At 54.9% G+C, this 15,207-nt stretch carries 14 protein-coding genes, 1 pseudogene and 1 other annotated feature; all 15 genes and pseudogenes read right to left on the reverse strand.

The genetic code is table 11. The annotated features are described in order from the left end of the window. On the reverse strand, positions 1 to 110 hold a 110-nt coding region (locus IT084_RS17095), incomplete at its 3' end, for a GTP-binding protein (protein WP_195714095.1). Between the two features lie 33 nt (positions 111 to 143). Next, entirely contained in the window at positions 144 to 2,222 is a 2,079-nt protein-coding gene (fusA, locus tag IT084_RS17100; RefSeq protein WP_195714096.1) for an elongation factor G, read from the reverse strand. Between the two features lie 15 nt (positions 2,223 to 2,237). Beyond that, positions 2,238 to 2,708, reverse strand: coding sequence for a 30S ribosomal protein S7 (gene rpsG, locus IT084_RS17105; RefSeq protein ID WP_195714097.1), 471 nt, complete (start codon positions 2,706 to 2,708; stop codon positions 2,238 to 2,240). Between the two features lie 94 nt (positions 2,709 to 2,802). Further along, positions 2,803 to 3,177, reverse strand: coding sequence for a 30S ribosomal protein S12 (gene rpsL / locus IT084_RS17110; RefSeq protein ID WP_195714098.1), 375 nt, complete (start codon positions 3,175 to 3,177; stop codon positions 2,803 to 2,805). A 75-nt stretch (positions 3,178 to 3,252) separates the two neighbouring features. After that, entirely contained in the window at positions 3,253 to 3,504 is a 252-nt protein-coding gene (locus IT084_RS17115) for a ribosomal L7Ae/L30e/S12e/Gadd45 family protein (RefSeq protein WP_195714099.1), read from the reverse strand. Positions 3,505 to 3,718: 214 nt separating this feature from the next. After that, entirely contained in the window at positions 3,719 to 7,192 is a 3,474-nt protein-coding gene (rpoC, locus tag IT084_RS17120; RefSeq protein ID WP_279327902.1) for a DNA-directed RNA polymerase subunit beta', read from the reverse strand. A gap of 24 nt (positions 7,193 to 7,216) precedes the next feature. Further along, positions 7,217 to 10,774 carry a DNA-directed RNA polymerase subunit beta gene (rpoB, locus tag IT084_RS17125; protein WP_195714100.1) on the reverse strand — a complete coding sequence of 1,186 codons (3,558 nt, stop codon included), beginning with the start codon at positions 10,772 to 10,774 and terminating at the stop codon, positions 7,217 to 7,219. Positions 10,775 to 11,319: 545 nt separating this feature from the next. After that, entirely contained in the window at positions 11,320 to 11,706 is a 387-nt protein-coding gene (gene rplL / locus IT084_RS17130) for a 50S ribosomal protein L7/L12 (protein WP_195714101.1), read from the reverse strand. 87 nt (positions 11,707 to 11,793) lie between these two features. Continuing rightward, positions 11,794 to 12,330: a 50S ribosomal protein L10 gene (gene rplJ / locus IT084_RS17135; protein ID WP_195714102.1), complete on the reverse strand. Its 537-nt coding sequence runs from the start codon at positions 12,328 to 12,330 to the stop codon at positions 11,794 to 11,796. A 158-nt stretch (positions 12,331 to 12,488) separates the two neighbouring features. Beyond that, positions 12,489 to 12,640 (reverse strand) — a sequence feature (ribosomal protein L10 leader region). Positions 12,641 to 12,648: 8 nt separating this feature from the next. Then, positions 12,649 to 13,347 (reverse strand): 50S ribosomal protein L1, encoded by a 699-nt coding sequence (gene rplA / locus IT084_RS17140; protein WP_195714103.1) that lies wholly within the window; start codon positions 13,345 to 13,347, stop codon positions 12,649 to 12,651. Between the two features lie 51 nt (positions 13,348 to 13,398). Continuing rightward, the gene (gene rplK, locus IT084_RS17145; RefSeq protein WP_195714104.1) at positions 13,399 to 13,824 is read right to left on the reverse strand and encodes a 50S ribosomal protein L11; all 426 of its coding nucleotides are present in this window, start codon (positions 13,822 to 13,824) and stop codon (positions 13,399 to 13,401) included. A gap of 23 nt (positions 13,825 to 13,847) precedes the next feature. After that, complete coding sequence (gene nusG, locus IT084_RS17150; RefSeq protein WP_195714108.1) at positions 13,848 to 14,375, reverse strand: transcription termination/antitermination protein NusG; 528 nt, start codon at positions 14,373 to 14,375, stop codon at positions 13,848 to 13,850. Positions 14,376 to 14,420: 45 nt separating this feature from the next. After that, positions 14,421 to 14,726 (reverse strand): preprotein translocase subunit SecE, encoded by a 306-nt coding sequence (secE, locus tag IT084_RS17155; RefSeq protein ID WP_195714105.1) that lies wholly within the window; start codon positions 14,724 to 14,726, stop codon positions 14,421 to 14,423. Positions 14,727 to 14,763: 37 nt separating this feature from the next. Further along, entirely contained in the window at positions 14,764 to 14,913 is a 150-nt protein-coding gene (rpmG, locus tag IT084_RS17160) for a 50S ribosomal protein L33 (RefSeq protein ID WP_195714106.1), read from the reverse strand. A 163-nt stretch (positions 14,914 to 15,076) separates the two neighbouring features. Next, positions 15,077 to 15,207: pseudogene (gene tuf / locus IT084_RS17165) on the reverse strand (elongation factor Tu); the annotation flags it as partial.

Raw genomic sequence — 15,207 nt, forward strand, 5'->3', positions numbered from 1 at the left:
GCCAGCACGGTGGTGATGGCTGCGGTCAGGGTGGTCTTGCCGTGGTCCACGTGGCCGATGGTGCCGATGTTTACGTGCGGCTTGGTCCGCTCAAATTTAGCTTTCGCCATGTTTTAATTCCTCCTTGATTACTCGAATTATGGTTATCCGTAATATCGTTTGGAAATTATGCTCTCCGCAATGTTTTGCGGTACTTCCTCGTAATGGCTGAACTGCATGGTATAGGTGCCCCGTCCCTGGGTCCTGGACCTCAACTCGGTGGCGTAACCGAACATCTCCGCCAGCGGAACGAAACCGTGAATAACCTGGTTCATTCCCCGGGGTTCCATCTCCTCAATGCGCCCCCGGCGGGCGTTGATGTCACCGATCACGTCGCCCATATATTCCTCCATGACCACAACCTCAACCTTCATTACGGGCTCCAGGAGCACCGCCCCGGCCTTTTTGGCCGCGTTTTGCAGGGCCATGCTGCCCGCAATTTTAAAGGCCATCTCGGAGGAATCCACGTCGTGATATGATCCGTCCAGCAGGGTGGCCCTGAGGTCCACCAGCGGGTAAGAGGCCAGAACGCCGTTATCCATGGCCTCGCGGATACCGCTTTCCACTGCGGGAATATATTCCTTGGGAATCACGCCGCCGACAATTTTATTAACGAATTCAAAACCCGTACCGGGTTCGGCGGGTTCCACCTCGATAACCACGTGGCCATACTGGCCGCGGCCGCCGGTCTGGCGGACGAACTTGCCTTCCGCCCTCGCTTTCCCGCGAATGGTTTCCTTGTAAGCCACCTGCGGCTTGCCTACGCTGGCTCCCACGTTAAATTCGCGCAACAGGCGGTCCACAATGATTTCCAGGTGCAGTTCGCCCATGCCGCTGATAATGGTCTGGCCCGTTTCGGGATCAATGTGCACCTTGAAGGTAGGGTCTTCCTCCCCCAATTTTTGCAGGGCAACTGCCATTTTATCCTGGTCGGCCTTGGTCTTGGGCTCAATGGCCACCGAAATTACGGGTTCGGGAAACTCCATCGATTCCAGCAGGATGGGGTGCTTGTCGTCGCACAGGGTATCACCGGTGGTGGTATCCCGCAATCCTACGGCTGCAACGATGTCGCCGGAATAGATTTCCTTGACTTCTTCCCGGTGATTGGCGTGCATTCGAAGGATCCTGCCGATCCGCTCCCGCTTGCCTTTGGTGGAGTTGAACACATATGAGCCGCTGCTGATCTTCCCGGAGTAAACCCGGAAATAAGTCAGTTTCCCTACATAGGGATCGGTCATAATTTTAAAGGCCAGCGCCGAAAAGGGAGCATCATCGTCGGCCACCCGCACATCATCCTCGCCGCTTTCGGGATTGATGCCGCGTATGGCGGGCACGTCAACAGGCGCGGGCAGGTAATCCACGATGGCGTCCAGCAGCGGTTGCACGCCCTTGTTCTTGAAGGACGAACCGCAAAGCACGGGGATGATTTTTACCGCCAGCGTGGCCTTGCGCAACGCCGCCTTGATCTCTTCGGGGGTGATCTCTCCCCCTTCCAGGTACTTGATCATCAAGTCTTCGTCAAACTCGGCCACCGCCTCCAGGAGCTTATCCCGGTATTCATCGACCAGTGCCGCCATGTCTTCGGGAATGCCGGTTTCTTCGCTCCTGGTGCCCAAATCATCTACATATTTAATGGCTTTCTTACGAATGAGGTCTATAACGCCCTGGAAATTCTCTTCCACTCCGATGGGCAGTTGCACCGCCACCGGATTGGCGCCCAACCTCTTCCGCATCATTTCCATGCCTCCGAAAAAATCGGCGCCGATGCGGTCCATCTTATTAATATAGGCAATGCGGGGCACCCTGTACTTGTCGGCCTGCCGCCATACCGTTTCGGATTGGGGCTCCACCCCGCCCACCGCGCAAAAAACGGCAACCGCTCCGTCCAGCACCCGTAACGATCGCTCCACCTCCACAGTAAAGTCCACGTGCCCGGGTGTGTCTATAATGTTGATGCAATGATCTCGCCACTGGCACGACGTGGCCGCGGAGGTAATGGTTATCCCCCGCTCTTGTTCCTGAACCATCCAGTCCATGGTCGCCGCGCCGTCATGCACTTCGCCCAATTTGTGCACCTTACCCGTATAAAACAAGATGCGCTCGGTGGTGGTGGTCTTGCCGGCGTCGATATGTGCCATGATACCTATATTTCGAGTTTTCTCCAGCGGAAATTGCCTCGCCATTAAGACCCCCCTTTATTACCACCTGTAGTGGGCAAATGCTTTGTTGGCCTCCGCCATCTTATGGGTATCTTCTTTTTTCTTTACGGACGCGCCGGTGTTGTTGGCCGCATCCATGATTTCTTCCGCCAGACATTCCTGCATGGGTTTACCGGTACGCTGCCGGGCGTAATTGACAATCCAGCGGATGGCCAGCGCCTGCCTGCGTTCGGGCCTCACCTCAACGGGCACCTGGTAGTTGGCGCCGCCGACACGCCGGGCCTTGACCTCAAGAACGGGCATGACATTTTTCATGGCCTGTTCGAAAACTTCCATGGGATCCTTACCCGTTTTCTCACGAATGATCTCAAATGCACCGTAGCAGATTTTTTCCGCCAGGCCTTTTTTGCCATTCAGCATGACCTGGTTTATCAATTTGGCCAGCACCTTGCTGTTGTACACGGGATCGGGTAAAACATCCCGTTTAGGCGCAGCACCTCTTCTCGGCATTAATTTCCCCCCTTTGCGCGGAAATTGGCAATGGTTCCAGTATACAGGCATAAATACTGTTGTCCAAACACAGGTATATCAAAATGTATTCATTTTATTTCTTGGGCCGTTTGGTGCCATACTTGGAACGGCCGCGGTTCCTGTTCTGCACTCCGGCGCAGTCCAGCGCCCCCCTGATGATGTGATACCTGACACCGGGAAGGTCTTTCACCCTGCCGCCGCGTACCAGCACCACCGAGTGTTCCTGCAAGTTGTGCCCGATGCCGGGAATGTAGGAGGTTACCTCAATACCGTTGGTCAGCCTGACCCTGGCGACTTTACGCAGAGCCGAGTTCGGCTTCTTGGGCGTGGTGGTGTATACCCTTGTGCAGACACCCCGTTTCTGGGGGCATTCCTTCAGTGCCGGGGCCGCGGATTTTTTGACCTGCACTTCCCTGCCCTTTCTGATCAGCTGGTGGATTGTCGGCATATTTATTTCCACCTCCTTTACGTCAAGTCTGTGTGGAAACATGCATAAAATTTAAAACCAAATATCAAGCTGAAATTACTCTTCGGTAATGGCCGCCGTGGCGCACTCCACTTTGATTCCGCAGGCTTTGCCCAGATTCTTCATGGAATCCACCCTGATGAGCGGTATCTGTTTTTCCTCGCAGGCCCTGATAACGGGTTCAATAACGTGCTTTTCGGCGTTATCCGCCACATAGACCACCTTGGCCAGGTTTTTCTTGATCGCCTTGAAGGTCTGCTTGGTACCTACGGTCTTCCCCCTGGCCGCCTGCAGCCGCTTATAGGGCATAACCAATCAACCTCCGAAATCCACACACTCGAATATCATATCATCACCGGCAACCAAAGTCAATAAATTTCTGTTTCCGGCACGGTTTTCCGCCGGAAACAGAAAACGGTTTGCGGTTTACAACCAACGCTTGCAATCCCGCACTCAACTGCCCAGTTGTGTGCGGGAGACCCAACTCGCCTGTCATTGCGGTTATTTGTTATTCTTCCGAGCCCTATTCCCTGGCTGCGGCTGTTTCACGATCTACGTCCAGGGTGTAATCGGCCACGTCCACTTCAATGTTCCGGTACCGGCTCATGCCGGTGCCGGCGGGTACGAGTTTGCCGATGATCACGTTTTCCTTGAGTCCCAGCAGCGGGTCCACCTTACCCTTAATGGCCGCCTCGGTAAGCACCCGGGTGGTCTCCTGGAACGACGCCGCCGACAGGAAGGAATCCGTGGCCAGGGAGGCCTTGGTAATTCCCAGCAGCACCGGCTTGGCCACGGCGGGTTCACCGCCCTCCGCCTCGACTCGCCGGTTTTCCTCCTCCAATTCCAGAATGTCAATCAACCCGCCGGGCAACAGCGTGGTATCCCCGGGGTCTTCCACCCGGACCTTGCGCAACATCTGCCGGATCATCACTTCAATATGCTTGTCGTTGATATCCACGCCCTGCAGGCGATATACCCGTTGCACTTCCTGCAACAGGTAAAGCTGCACTCCGTTGGGGCCCTTGATTTTAAGCAGGTCGTGGGGGTTGACCGAGCCTTCGGTCAGTTCGTCGCCGGCCTCGACACGGCCGCCTTCCCGCACCTTCAAGCGGGCGCCGTAAGGAACCAGGTAACTGAATTTTTCACCGGAATCCGAGGTGATTTCGATTTCCCGGCGGCCCCTGACCTCCCTGATTTCAACCACGCCCGCCGCTTCGGCGATAATAGCCTGACCCTTGGGCTTGCGGGCCTCAAACAATTCCTCCACCCGGGGCAAGCCCTGGGTGATATCGTCCCCGGCAACGCCGCCGGTGTGGAAGGTGCGCATGGTCAGCTGGGTGCCGGGTTCGCCGATGGACTGGGCGGCGATGATGCCCACCGCCTCGCCGATATCCACCATGTGCCCGGTGGCCAGGTTACGCCCGTAACATTTGATGCAGACGCCGTACCTGGTCTTGCAAGTGAGCACGGAGCGGATATGCACTTTTTTGATCCCGGCCTTGATGATTTTTTCTGCATCCTCGTGTTCGATGATCTTGTCTTCCGGTACGATCACCTCGCCGGTTTCGGGGTGGACGATGTCTTCCCTGGCCACCCTGCCCACAATGCGGTCCTCCAGTTTTTCAATTACTTCGGTGCCGTCCGTGATTTCCTCTACGAAGATCCCTTCGTCGGTACCGCAGTCAACCTCCCGCACAATCACATCCTGGGCCACATCCACCAGGCGCCTGGTCAGGTAACCGGAGTCGGCCGTGCGCAGCGCGGTGTCGGCCAGTCCTTTGCGCGCGCCGTGGGTGGAAATGAAGTATTCCAACACCGTCAAGCCCTCGCGGAAATTGGCTTTGATGGGCAGGTCGATAATACGGCCCGAGGGGTCGGCCATCAGGCCCCGCATACCGGCCAGTTGGCGAATCTGCTGGATGTTACCCCGGGCGCCCGAGTTGGCCATCATGTACACCGGGTTGAATTTATCCAGCGTGTTGATCAGCGCATCTGTAACCTGCCTGGTGGCATCGTTCCAGATGCCGATCACCTTGCGATAACGCTCTTCCTCGGTAATCAATCCCCGGCGATACTGAACCTCGACCTTCTCCACCTGCTTTTCGGCCTCGGCCAGGATCTCTTTCTTTTCCCTGGGGATAATGATATCCGCGCTGCCGATGGTGACCCCCGCCCTGGTGGCGTAGCGGAAGCCCAGCTCTTTAATTCCGTCCAGCAGCTTCTGAGTGGCGGTTAAACCCAGCCGGCGGTAGCAGTCGTCCACCAGCTTGCTCAGGGCCTTTTTATCAGCCACCCCGTTGAAAAAGCCCATTTCCTCGGGCAAGGCCTGGTTAAAGATAACCCTGCCCACGGTGGTTTCCAAAAGTTCCCCCCGCCACCGCACCTTGACCCGGGCGTGCAGGCTCACGGCGCCGTTCTCATAAGCCATACCGGCTTCCTCCGGGCTGCTGAACACCTTGCCCTCACCGGGGGCGTTGGGTTTTTCCATGGTCAGGTAGTAGCTACCGAGCACCATGTCCTGGGTGGGTATGGCCACCGGCCGGCCGTCCTTGGGATTTAAAATATTGTAAGACGACAACATGAGCAACCTTGCCTCGGCCTGGGCCTCCGCGGACAGCGGCAGGTGCACCGCCATCTGGTCGCCGTCGAAGTCGGCGTTGTAGGCGGTACAGACCATCGGGTGAATCTGAATGGCCCGTCCCTCCACCAGCACGGGCTCGAAGGCTTGGATGCCCAGGCGGTGCAGGGTGGGAGCACGATTAAGCAGCACCGGGTGGTCCTTGATAACTTCCTCCAACACGTCCCAGACCTCGGGCCGCACCCGTTCCACCATGCGCTTGGCGCTCTTGATGTTGTGGGCATAGCCTTCGCTGACCAGTTTCTTCATTACAAAGGGTTTGAACAACTCCAGGGCCATTTCCTTGGGCAAGCCGCACTGGTGCAGTTGCAGCTTGGGCCCCACAACGATCACGGAACGGCCGGAATAGTCCACCCGCTTGCCCAGAAGGTTTTGGCGAAAGCGGCCTTGCTTGCCCTTCAGCATGTCACTGAGGGATTTCAACGGCCGGTTGCCGGGCCCGGTAACGGGGCGACCCCGGCGGCCGTTGTCGATCAATGCGTCCACGGCCTCCTGGAGCATGCGTTTCTCGTTGCGGACAATGATGTCCGGTGCGCCCAGGTCCAAAAGCCTTTTTAAGCGGTTGTTGCGGTTGATCACCCGGCGGTAGAGATCGTTCAAATCGGACGTGGCGAAACGACCGCCGTCCAGTTGCACCATGGGGCGCAACTCGGGCGGAATCACCGGCACCACGTCCAGGATCATCCATTCCGGGCGGTTGCCGCTTTTACGAAAAGCCTCAACCACCTCGAGGCGGCGAATGGCGCGAATTTTGCGCTGGCCGGTCACATCCCGCAGTTCCTGGCGCAATTCCCGGCTCATTTCATCCAGGTCGATTTCTTCCAGCAGTTTCTTAATTGCCTCCGCGCCCATCAGGGCTTTAAAGTCATTGCCGTATCTTTCCCGATGTTCCCGGTACTCGGTTTCGGTAAGCAATTGCTTCTTGATCAGGGGCGTGTCACCCGGGTCGATAACGATATAGGAGACGAAATACAGTACCTTCTCCAGCGCCCGGGGCGACATGTCCAGGAGCAAGCCCATCCGGCTGGGAATGCCTTTGAAGTACCAGATATGGGAAACCGGAGCGGCCAGTTCAATATGACCAAGCCTTTCGCGGCGCACCTTGGAGCGTGTCACCTCGACCCCGCAGCGATCACATACCACACCTTTGTAACGAACGCGCTTGTATTTGCCGCAATGACATTCCCAGTCCCGGGTGGGGCCGAAAATGCGCTCGCAAAAGAGCCCGTCCCGTTCAGGCTTCAGAGTGCGGTAATTGATGGTTTCCGGTTTTTTCACTTCACCGCTTGACCATGCCCGGATTTGATCCGGGGAAGCAAGGCCTATACGAATCCGATCGAAGTTGTTCAAGTCCAGCAAGGACCTCTCTCCCTTCCGGGTTTTCTACTCGTCTTCGAAATCCTCGTTTCCGTAATCATCTTCATCGATGTCCAAATCGGCCATGTCCGTATCGATATCCACCATGTCATCCATGTCGCTTATGTCTTCCATTTCATCAATATCTTCCAGGTCACTTTCTTCTTCGTCCGTGTCCAGGTAAGCCTCCTCATCCAGGTCACCGGTATCGGCCTCGTCTTCCTCATCGTCTCCGGAGGCGTCTTCTTCACCAGCGCCCCGTTTTCGCTGTCCCCGGTCCTCGTGCAGTTCGATACCCAGGTCCTTGGCGGTTTCGGCAATGTCCTCCTCGGTCTCCTTGATTTCAATTTCCTGGTCGTCCTCGGACAATACCTTGACGTCAAGCCCCAGGCTTTGCAGTTCCTTGATCAATACTTTGAAGGACTCCGGAACGCCCGGTTCCGGTACGTTTTCACCTTTGACAATGGCTTCGTAGGTTTTTACCCGGCCAACCACGTCGTCCGACTTGACGGTAAGTATTTCCTGCAGCGTATAGGCTGCGCCGTACGCTTCCAGCGCCCAGACCTCCATTTCACCGAACCGCTGCCCGCCGAACTGGGCCTTGCCGCCCAGCGGCTGCTGGGTAACCAGTGAATATGGTCCGGTGGAGCGGGCGTGGATTTTGTCGTCCACCAGGTGGGCCAGCTTGAGCATATACACGTAACCCACCGTAATGGGGTTATCAAACGGTTCGCCCGTCCGCCCGTCGTACAGGGTGATTTTCCCGTCGCTGGGCAAACCGGCCCTTTCCAGTTGTTCAACTATATCCTCTTCCCGCGCCCCGTTGAACACGGGGGTGGAAACATGAATACCCAGCGCGCGGGCCGCCCAGCCCAGGTGAGTTTCCAGCACCTGGCCGATATTCATCCTGGAGGGCACCCCCAGGGGATTGAGAACAATTTCAATGGGCGTGCCATCCGGCAAAAAGGGCATATCCTCTTCGGGCAAAATGCGGGCGATCACGCCCTTGTTGCCGTGGCGCCCGGCCATCTTGTCACCCTCGGAGATTTTACGTTTCTGAGCGATATACACCCGTACCAGCTGGTTGACCCCGGGAGGCAGCTCATCACCGTTGTCCCGGGAAAAAACCTTGACATCGACCACCTTGCCGGCCTCGCCGTGCGGCACCCGCAGGGAAGTGTCCCGCACTTCACGGGCCTTTTCTCCGAAAATGGCTCTGAGCAGCCGTTCTTCGGCGGTCAACTCGGTCTCGCCCTTGGGCGTCACCTTGCCCACCAGGATATCCCCCGGGCGAACTTCGGCACCGGTCCGGATGATACCCCGCTCGTCCAGGTCCTTTAATATTTCTTCACCCACGTTGGGAATATCACGGGTGATTTCCTCGGGGCCGAGCTTGGTATCCCGGGCGTCGCACTCGTATTCCTCGATGTGAATGGAGGTGAAATAATCCTCCTTGACCATCTTTTCGCTAACCAGGATGGCGTCCTCGTAGTTGTAGCCCTCCCAGGGCATGAAGGCCACCAGCACGTTCCGCCCCAGGGCCAGTTCGCCGTGGTCGGTTGATGGCCCGTCGGCAATGACCTCCCCGGCTTTAACCCGGTCGCCCTTATTCACCAAAGGCCGCTGGTTGATACAGGTGCCCTGGTTGGACCTGGCAAATTTCAACAACTTGTACTTTTCTATTTCGCCGCTGTCGGCGCGGATGATAATTTCATTGGCCGTAACCCTTTCCACCACGCCGTCATTTTTGGCCAGAATGACCACTCCCGAATCACGGGCCGCTTTGTACTCAATGCCTGTTCCCACCAGGGGGGCCTGTGTTTTTAAAAGCGGCACCGCCTGGCGCTGCATGTTGGCGCCCATCAGCGCCCGGTTGGCGTCATCGTGCTCCAAGAAGGGGATCATGGCGGTGGCCACACTGAACACCTGCTTGGGCGAAACGTCCATATAATCCACCAGTTCCGCCGGCGATACCAGAATCTCGCTGCCGCGCCGGGCGTTTACCCGCGGGGTGGCGAAATAAGAGTTTTCATCCAGCGGGGCGTTGGCCTGGGCGATAATCTTGTCTTCCTCTTCATCGGCGGTAAGATATACAATTTCATCGGTAACCCGCTTATTTTCCTTGTCCACCTTGCGGTATGGCGTTTCAATAAAGCCGAATTCATTGATCCGGGCATAGCAGGACAGGGAACCGATCAATCCGATGTTGGGACCTTCCGGGGTCTCAATGGGACACATGCGACCGTAGTGCGAGTGGTGTACGTCCCGCACCTCGAAACCGGCCCGCTCACGGCTGAGGCCCCCGGGTCCCAGCGCCGAAAGGCGCCGCTTGTGCGTCAATTCCGCCAGCGGGTTGGTTTGATCCATGAACTGGCTTAGCTGGCTGGAACCAAAAAATTCCTTGATGGCGGCAACCACCGGGCGAATGTTAATCAACACCTGCGGCGTGACCACGTCCACATCCTGAATGGTCATACGCTCGCGCACCACCCGTTCCATGCGGGAGAGGCCGATGCGGAACTGGTTTTGCAGCAGTTCCCCCACCGACCGCAAGCGCCGGTTGCCCAGGTGATCGATGTCGTCCACCTGTCCTTCGCCCTCCATCAGGCGCAACAAGTAACGCACGGTTTCAATGATATCCTGGGGGGTCAGTTCCCGGATAAACTCCCTGACCACTGGAACCTCAGTCTTGAGATAAGGGTCATATTCCGTCGCGGTATTATCGGTTTCGGGATAGCGGTATAATATTCCATGTTTAAGTTTCTTTTGCAGTTTATAGCGGCCTACATTGGCCAGATCATAGCGTTTGGGATCGAAAAAGAGCGTTTCCAACAGAGAACGGGCGCTTTCCACCGTAGGTGGTTCGCCGGGGCGGAGACGCTTGTAAATTTCCACCAGGGCGTCGTCTTCGGAATCGGTGTTGTCCCGGGCCAGTGTCTCCTGGATATGCTTGTTCTCATCAAATAAGTCAAGAATCATGGCGTTGGAACCGTAACCAAGCGCCCTGATTAACACGGTTACCGGTATTTTCCTGGTTCTGTCAATGCGCACGAACACCTGGTCGTTAACATCGGTCTCAAATTCCAGCCAGGCGCCACGGTTGGGAATAATCGTCGCGCCGTATAATTTTTTGCCACTGGGATCTTGCGTCTCGGAAAAGTATACACCTGGCGAGCGCACCAGCTGGCTGACGATAACCCGCTCAGCCCCGTTGATAATAAAGGTGCCCTTTTCGGTCATCAGCGGGAAATCGCCCATGAAGACTTCCTGCTCCTTGACTTCGCCGGTTTCCTTGTTGATCAGGCGCACCTTGACCCGCAGCGGGGCGGCGTAGGTGACATCGCGCTCTTTACACTGTTCAACGGTATACTTTGGTTTCCCCAGACTGTAATCCAGAAATTCCAGCACCAGGTTGCCGGTAAAATCCTGGACGGGGGAAATGTCATGAAAAACTTCCCTCAAGCCCGTCTGAAAAAACCATTCATAAGAGTTGCGCTGGACCTCAATGAGGTTGGGCAGTTCCAGAACCTCTTGCAGTCTGCCGAAATTCCACCTGGTTCTGGTACCCAGTTGCTCAGGAAACATCTACAGCACCACACCCCCGCTATAATAAAAAAGGTATCCATAAAAAGGACAAACAGCGAAAAGCAAGGTCTTGTCCTTTCTACAATCCCTCGCCTTTTAAAATAAAAAAACCCTATCCAAGATATTATTTCCAAGATTTTAACGGTGGATACATTCTTTCTTAGCGTGTAAAAAATTTTTAATTTCAGGTATGAAATTATGGTATAATAATGTAAAGTAGACAGATTATAAAGGTTGTTACGCGACATTCTTGGATTATACCATACGATTTTTCCCCTGTCAAGAAAAACGTTACATTTTATTACATTAGCCCGTCATATCCCAAGAACCATGACCCCTTAGGGCGTGAAGAAGTAGTTAGGCGGTAAGTTGCAAGCGTTGACTAAAAGCTACTCTAGCCACAAAGGGAAAATTGCGAAACGAACGATTGATACCGCCGGAGCGCCAGATACGGTTTTTGCAGCGAAATCAAAATTTAATTTATCCGTCCACCGGTGACTAAAAAGCCACCCCGAACAGGGTGGCTTATTTTAATAAATAGCAAGCTACTTGATTTCGACAGTGGCCCCGGCTTCCACCAGCTTGGCTTTGAGAGCTTCGGCCTCTTCCTTGCTGACCTTTTCTTTGACCGGCTTGGGGGCGCTGTCCACCAGTTCCTTGGATTCCTTCAGACCCAAACCGGTTGCCTCGCGTACCACCTTAATGACGTTGACTTTCTTGTCGCCGACAGCGGTGAGAATTACGTCAAACTCGGTTTGCTCTTCTTCCGCGGCCGGGGCTGCGGCGGCACCCGCGGCGGGAACGGCGGCCACTGCCGCAACGGGAGCGGCGGCGCTCACGCCGAACTCATCTTCAAAAGCTTTGACCAGCTCGGCCAGTTCCAGCACGGTCAAGCCCTTAACGGCTTCCAGAATTTCTTGTACCTTGGACATTAAATAAACCTCCTTAAATAATAAGTATTAATTTATTGAATTAACATGAGATCAGAAAGGGTCTGCCGGATTAGCCCGGCGCCCAACCTAGCCTGCGGCTTCGCCGGCTTTTTTCTCCCGGATGGCGTCAAGCACATAAACCAGGTTCCTGATCAGGCCCTGCAGCGCGCCGGCAAAGCCATACAGGGGAGCCTGCATGCCGCCCAGCACCTGGGCCAACAGTACCTCTCTGGACGGCAGGTTGGCCAGGGCTTTAATTTGGGCCGTGTCCACAAGCCGGCCCTCCAGGATACCGGCCCTGATTTCCAGCTGCTTGTATTCTTTGGCGAAATCATTCAACACCTTGGCCGGGGCGACCGGGTCATCAAAACCGAAAGCCAGCGCGGTTGGTCCCTCGAGGTAGTGATCAATCCCTTCCAGCCCCAGTTCGCGGGCGGCAATCTTGGTGATGGTGTTTTTGGCCACCTTCAGCTCGCTGCCCGATTCCCGCATTTTCCGGCGCAACTTGGTCATGGCGTCTACGTTCAAACCCCGGTAATGGGTTAAAACAATCAGCTTGGATGACCCCATTTTTTCTTTGAGCATTTCCAGCATCTGTTCTTTTTCCTGCTTGCTGATCGGCAATATGTACACCTCCTTCCCAACGTTCACCAGAGTCGTTGTGATGGGGTAATCCGGGGGTCATGGCTTTCGGGGATATGACGGGCCAGGGTCCGCACATCCAGTGCTCCACTCATTCCAGAAATCCGCCGGATCACCAGGGAACTTTTTGCATGCTTGTAATTGACAACTAAAAAAGCCTCCGGCGCAGACAGCATGCCAGAGGCCCGTAAGCGAAACGCTTAAGGTTCAACCCTCCCGGCCTCGGCTGGCGGCACTTGGCCATTAAGCCCCTGCGGGCGCCTGCTGTCTACGGCTAGGTTCAATTATGCGGTTGTATGGTTATGCGGTTATCCTTTGGGGGTTAACCTTGATTCCGGGCCCCATGGTGGTGGTTACCGTAACCCCCTTGATGTACTGGCCCTTGGCTGCTGCCGGTTTGACCCTGATCAACTGTTCCACCAGGGCCTTTAAATTGTCGGCCAGTTTTTGCGCGTCAAAGGAAGCTTTCCCGATCGGGGCGTGAATATTGCCCGCCTTATCCACCCGGTATTCAATCTTACCGGCCTTGACTTCCTGAACGGCCCGGGCCACGTCAAAGGTAACCGTGCCCGTTTTGGGGTTGGGCATTAAACCGCGCGGGCCGAGAATACGGCCCAACCGCCCCACCGCACCCATCATATCCGGGGTGGCAATGGCCACTTCAAACCCCAGCCAGCCTTCCTTTTGAATTTTTTCCACCATATCTTCCGCGCCGACAAAATCCGCTCCGGCCTGCTCGGCCTCCTTGGCCTTGTCGCCCTTGGCAAACACCAGCACGGTGCGCGTTTTGCCAGTTCCATGCGGCAGTACCATGGCACCGCGGACCTGCTGGTCGGCGTGTCTCGGGTCTACACCCAGCTTGATCGCGGCTTCCACCGTCTCATCGAACTTGGCAGAGGCCAGGTTTTTCAACAGCTCCATGGCTTCGACCGGCTCGTAAAGCCTGGTGCGGTCAACCTGTTTGGCCGCATCCTGGTATCTTTTTCCATGTTTCGGCATAATTACTCAACCTCCTTGTGGTGTTAACGGATTAATCCTCCCACGCATTGTTTAGCCGACTACCTCTATGCCCATGCTGCGGGCGGTGCCCTCAATCATGCGCATAGCCGCTTCCACACTGGCGGCATTCAAGTCCTGCATCTTCAATTCGGCGATCTCCCTCACCTGGGCGCTGGTCACCTTGCCGACTTTCTTCCTGTTGGGCTCGCCGGAAGCAGTTTCCAGGCCGGCCGCCTTTTTCAACAAAACAGCCGCCGGCGGAGTTTTGGTGACAAAAGTAAAACTCCTGTCCTCATATACGGTGATTTCAACCGGGATAATCAAACCTGCCTGTTTGGCGGTGCGTTCATTATATTCCTTGACAAATTGCATAATATTTACCCCGTGTTGACCCAGGGCGGGACCTACCGGCGGTGCGGGCGTGGCTTTTCCTGCCGGCACCTGCAGTTTAACAACCGCCGCCACTCGCTTGGCCATAACGTCACACCTCCTTGCGCTGCTCAGCTGATTTTCTCAACCTGATTATATTCAAGTTCCACCGGGGTCTCCCGGCCAAACATGGAAATCAACACCCTGAGCTTACCTTTATCTAACAGTATTTCCTCAATAACTCCGCTAAAATTCTCAAAAGGCCCGGACACCACCCGGACTTGTTCGCCGGCATTAAAATCAACCCTGGTGCGCGGCTCTTCAATACCCATTTGCCTGATAATCTGCCGGGCCTCGTCATCGTTAAGCGGGATGGGTTTGGAACCGCTGCCGACAAACCCGGTGACTCCGGGAGTATTGCGCACCACGTACCATGAATCGTCGGTCATGATCATTTCCACCAGGACATAGCCGGGGAATACTTTCCGCTTGGTAACCTTCTTCTTGCCGTCTTTAATCTCAATCTCGTCTTCCATGGGAACCAAAATGCGGAATATTTTATCTTCCATGTTCATGGATTCTATGCGCTTTTCCAGGTTCGCTTTAACCTTGTTTTCGTAACCGGAATAGGTATGGATAACATACCAGCGCTTATTCATAAACACAAGGGACCCGGCGTGAACACAGGTCCCTCACCCCCTCGATCATTTTATTATCGCGCCCATAACCGTACCGAGAATGACATCAAAGATCCAGATCAAAATGGCGACAAATGTTACCGAAACCCCGACTACCGAAGTATAAATGATGGTTTCCCTGCGAGTGGGCCAGTGAACTTTTTTAAGCTCATTCAGCACCCCTCGAAAATACGATTTGGCTTGTTCGATTCGGCTGGGTTTAGGGGTCGCAGTTTTTTTGGCTACCTCTTTGCGGTTATCTTTTTTGACCAGTTCCTTCCCCGAACCTTTGTCCTTCTTATTCGCCTTTTCCTGTTTCTTCGCTTCTGCCATAATGCCACATCCTTAAATAAAATACGGCAACAGCATTTTATCTTGTTTCCTTGTGCACGGTGTGTGTATGACAATATTTGCAGTATTTTTTCATTTCAATCCGGTTGGGGTCGTTCTTTTTATTTTTAGTGGTGGTATAATTTCTACGCTTGCATTCGGTGCAGGCCAGTGTTACTCCCACTCGCACCTGGTTCACCTCCCTAAACTAAAAAAAAAGACTGCCACTGGTGTTTTAAAATTACCCTTCCAACTTTATCACAATTCAAAAACAGTGTCAAGATAAGGATAAGGAATTGACATACGCCAATTCCTTATCCTACATTAACTTTAACTTTCTAAACTTGACAGTCTTATTCGATAATGCTGGTAACAACCCCGGCGCCCACGGTACGGCCGCCCTCACGAATGGCGAAACGCAAACCTTCCTCTATGGCAATGGGGGTGATCAGCTCGATTTCAATCTTGATGTTGTCGCCGGGCA

This window comes from Desulfallas sp. Bu1-1 (genome assembly GCF_015594625.1).
Classification (GTDB): Bacteria; Bacillota; Desulfotomaculia; order Desulfotomaculales; family Desulfallaceae; genus JADNRQ01.

Coding starts and splice junctions, on each gene's coding strand:
- fusA (WP_195714096.1), bottom strand. CDS start 2,222: ATGGCGAGGCAATTTCCGCTGGAGAAAACTCGAAATATAGGTATCATG.
- rpsG (WP_195714097.1), bottom strand. CDS start 2,708: ATGCCGAGAAGAGGTGCTGCGCCTAAACGGGATGTTTTACCCGATCCC.
- rpsL (WP_195714098.1), bottom strand. CDS start 3,177: ATGCCGACAATCCACCAGCTGATCAGAAAGGGCAGGGAAGTGCAGGTC.
- IT084_RS17115 (WP_195714099.1), bottom strand. CDS start 3,504: ATGCCCTATAAGCGGCTGCAGGCGGCCAGGGGGAAGACCGTAGGTACC.
- rpoB (WP_195714100.1), bottom strand. CDS start 10,774: ATGTTTCCTGAGCAACTGGGTACCAGAACCAGGTGGAATTTCGGCAGA.
- rplL (WP_195714101.1), bottom strand. CDS start 11,706: ATGTCCAAGGTACAAGAAATTCTGGAAGCCGTTAAGGGCTTGACCGTG.
- rplA (WP_195714103.1), bottom strand. CDS start 13,347: ATGCCGAAACATGGAAAAAGATACCAGGATGCGGCCAAACAGGTTGAC.
- rplK (WP_195714104.1), bottom strand. CDS start 13,824: ATGGCCAAGCGAGTGGCGGCGGTTGTTAAACTGCAGGTGCCGGCAGGA.
- nusG (WP_195714108.1), bottom strand. CDS start 14,375: ATGAATAAGCGCTGGTATGTTATCCATACCTATTCCGGTTACGAAAAC.
- secE (WP_195714105.1), bottom strand. CDS start 14,726: ATGGCAGAAGCGAAGAAACAGGAAAAGGCGAATAAGAAGGACAAAGGT.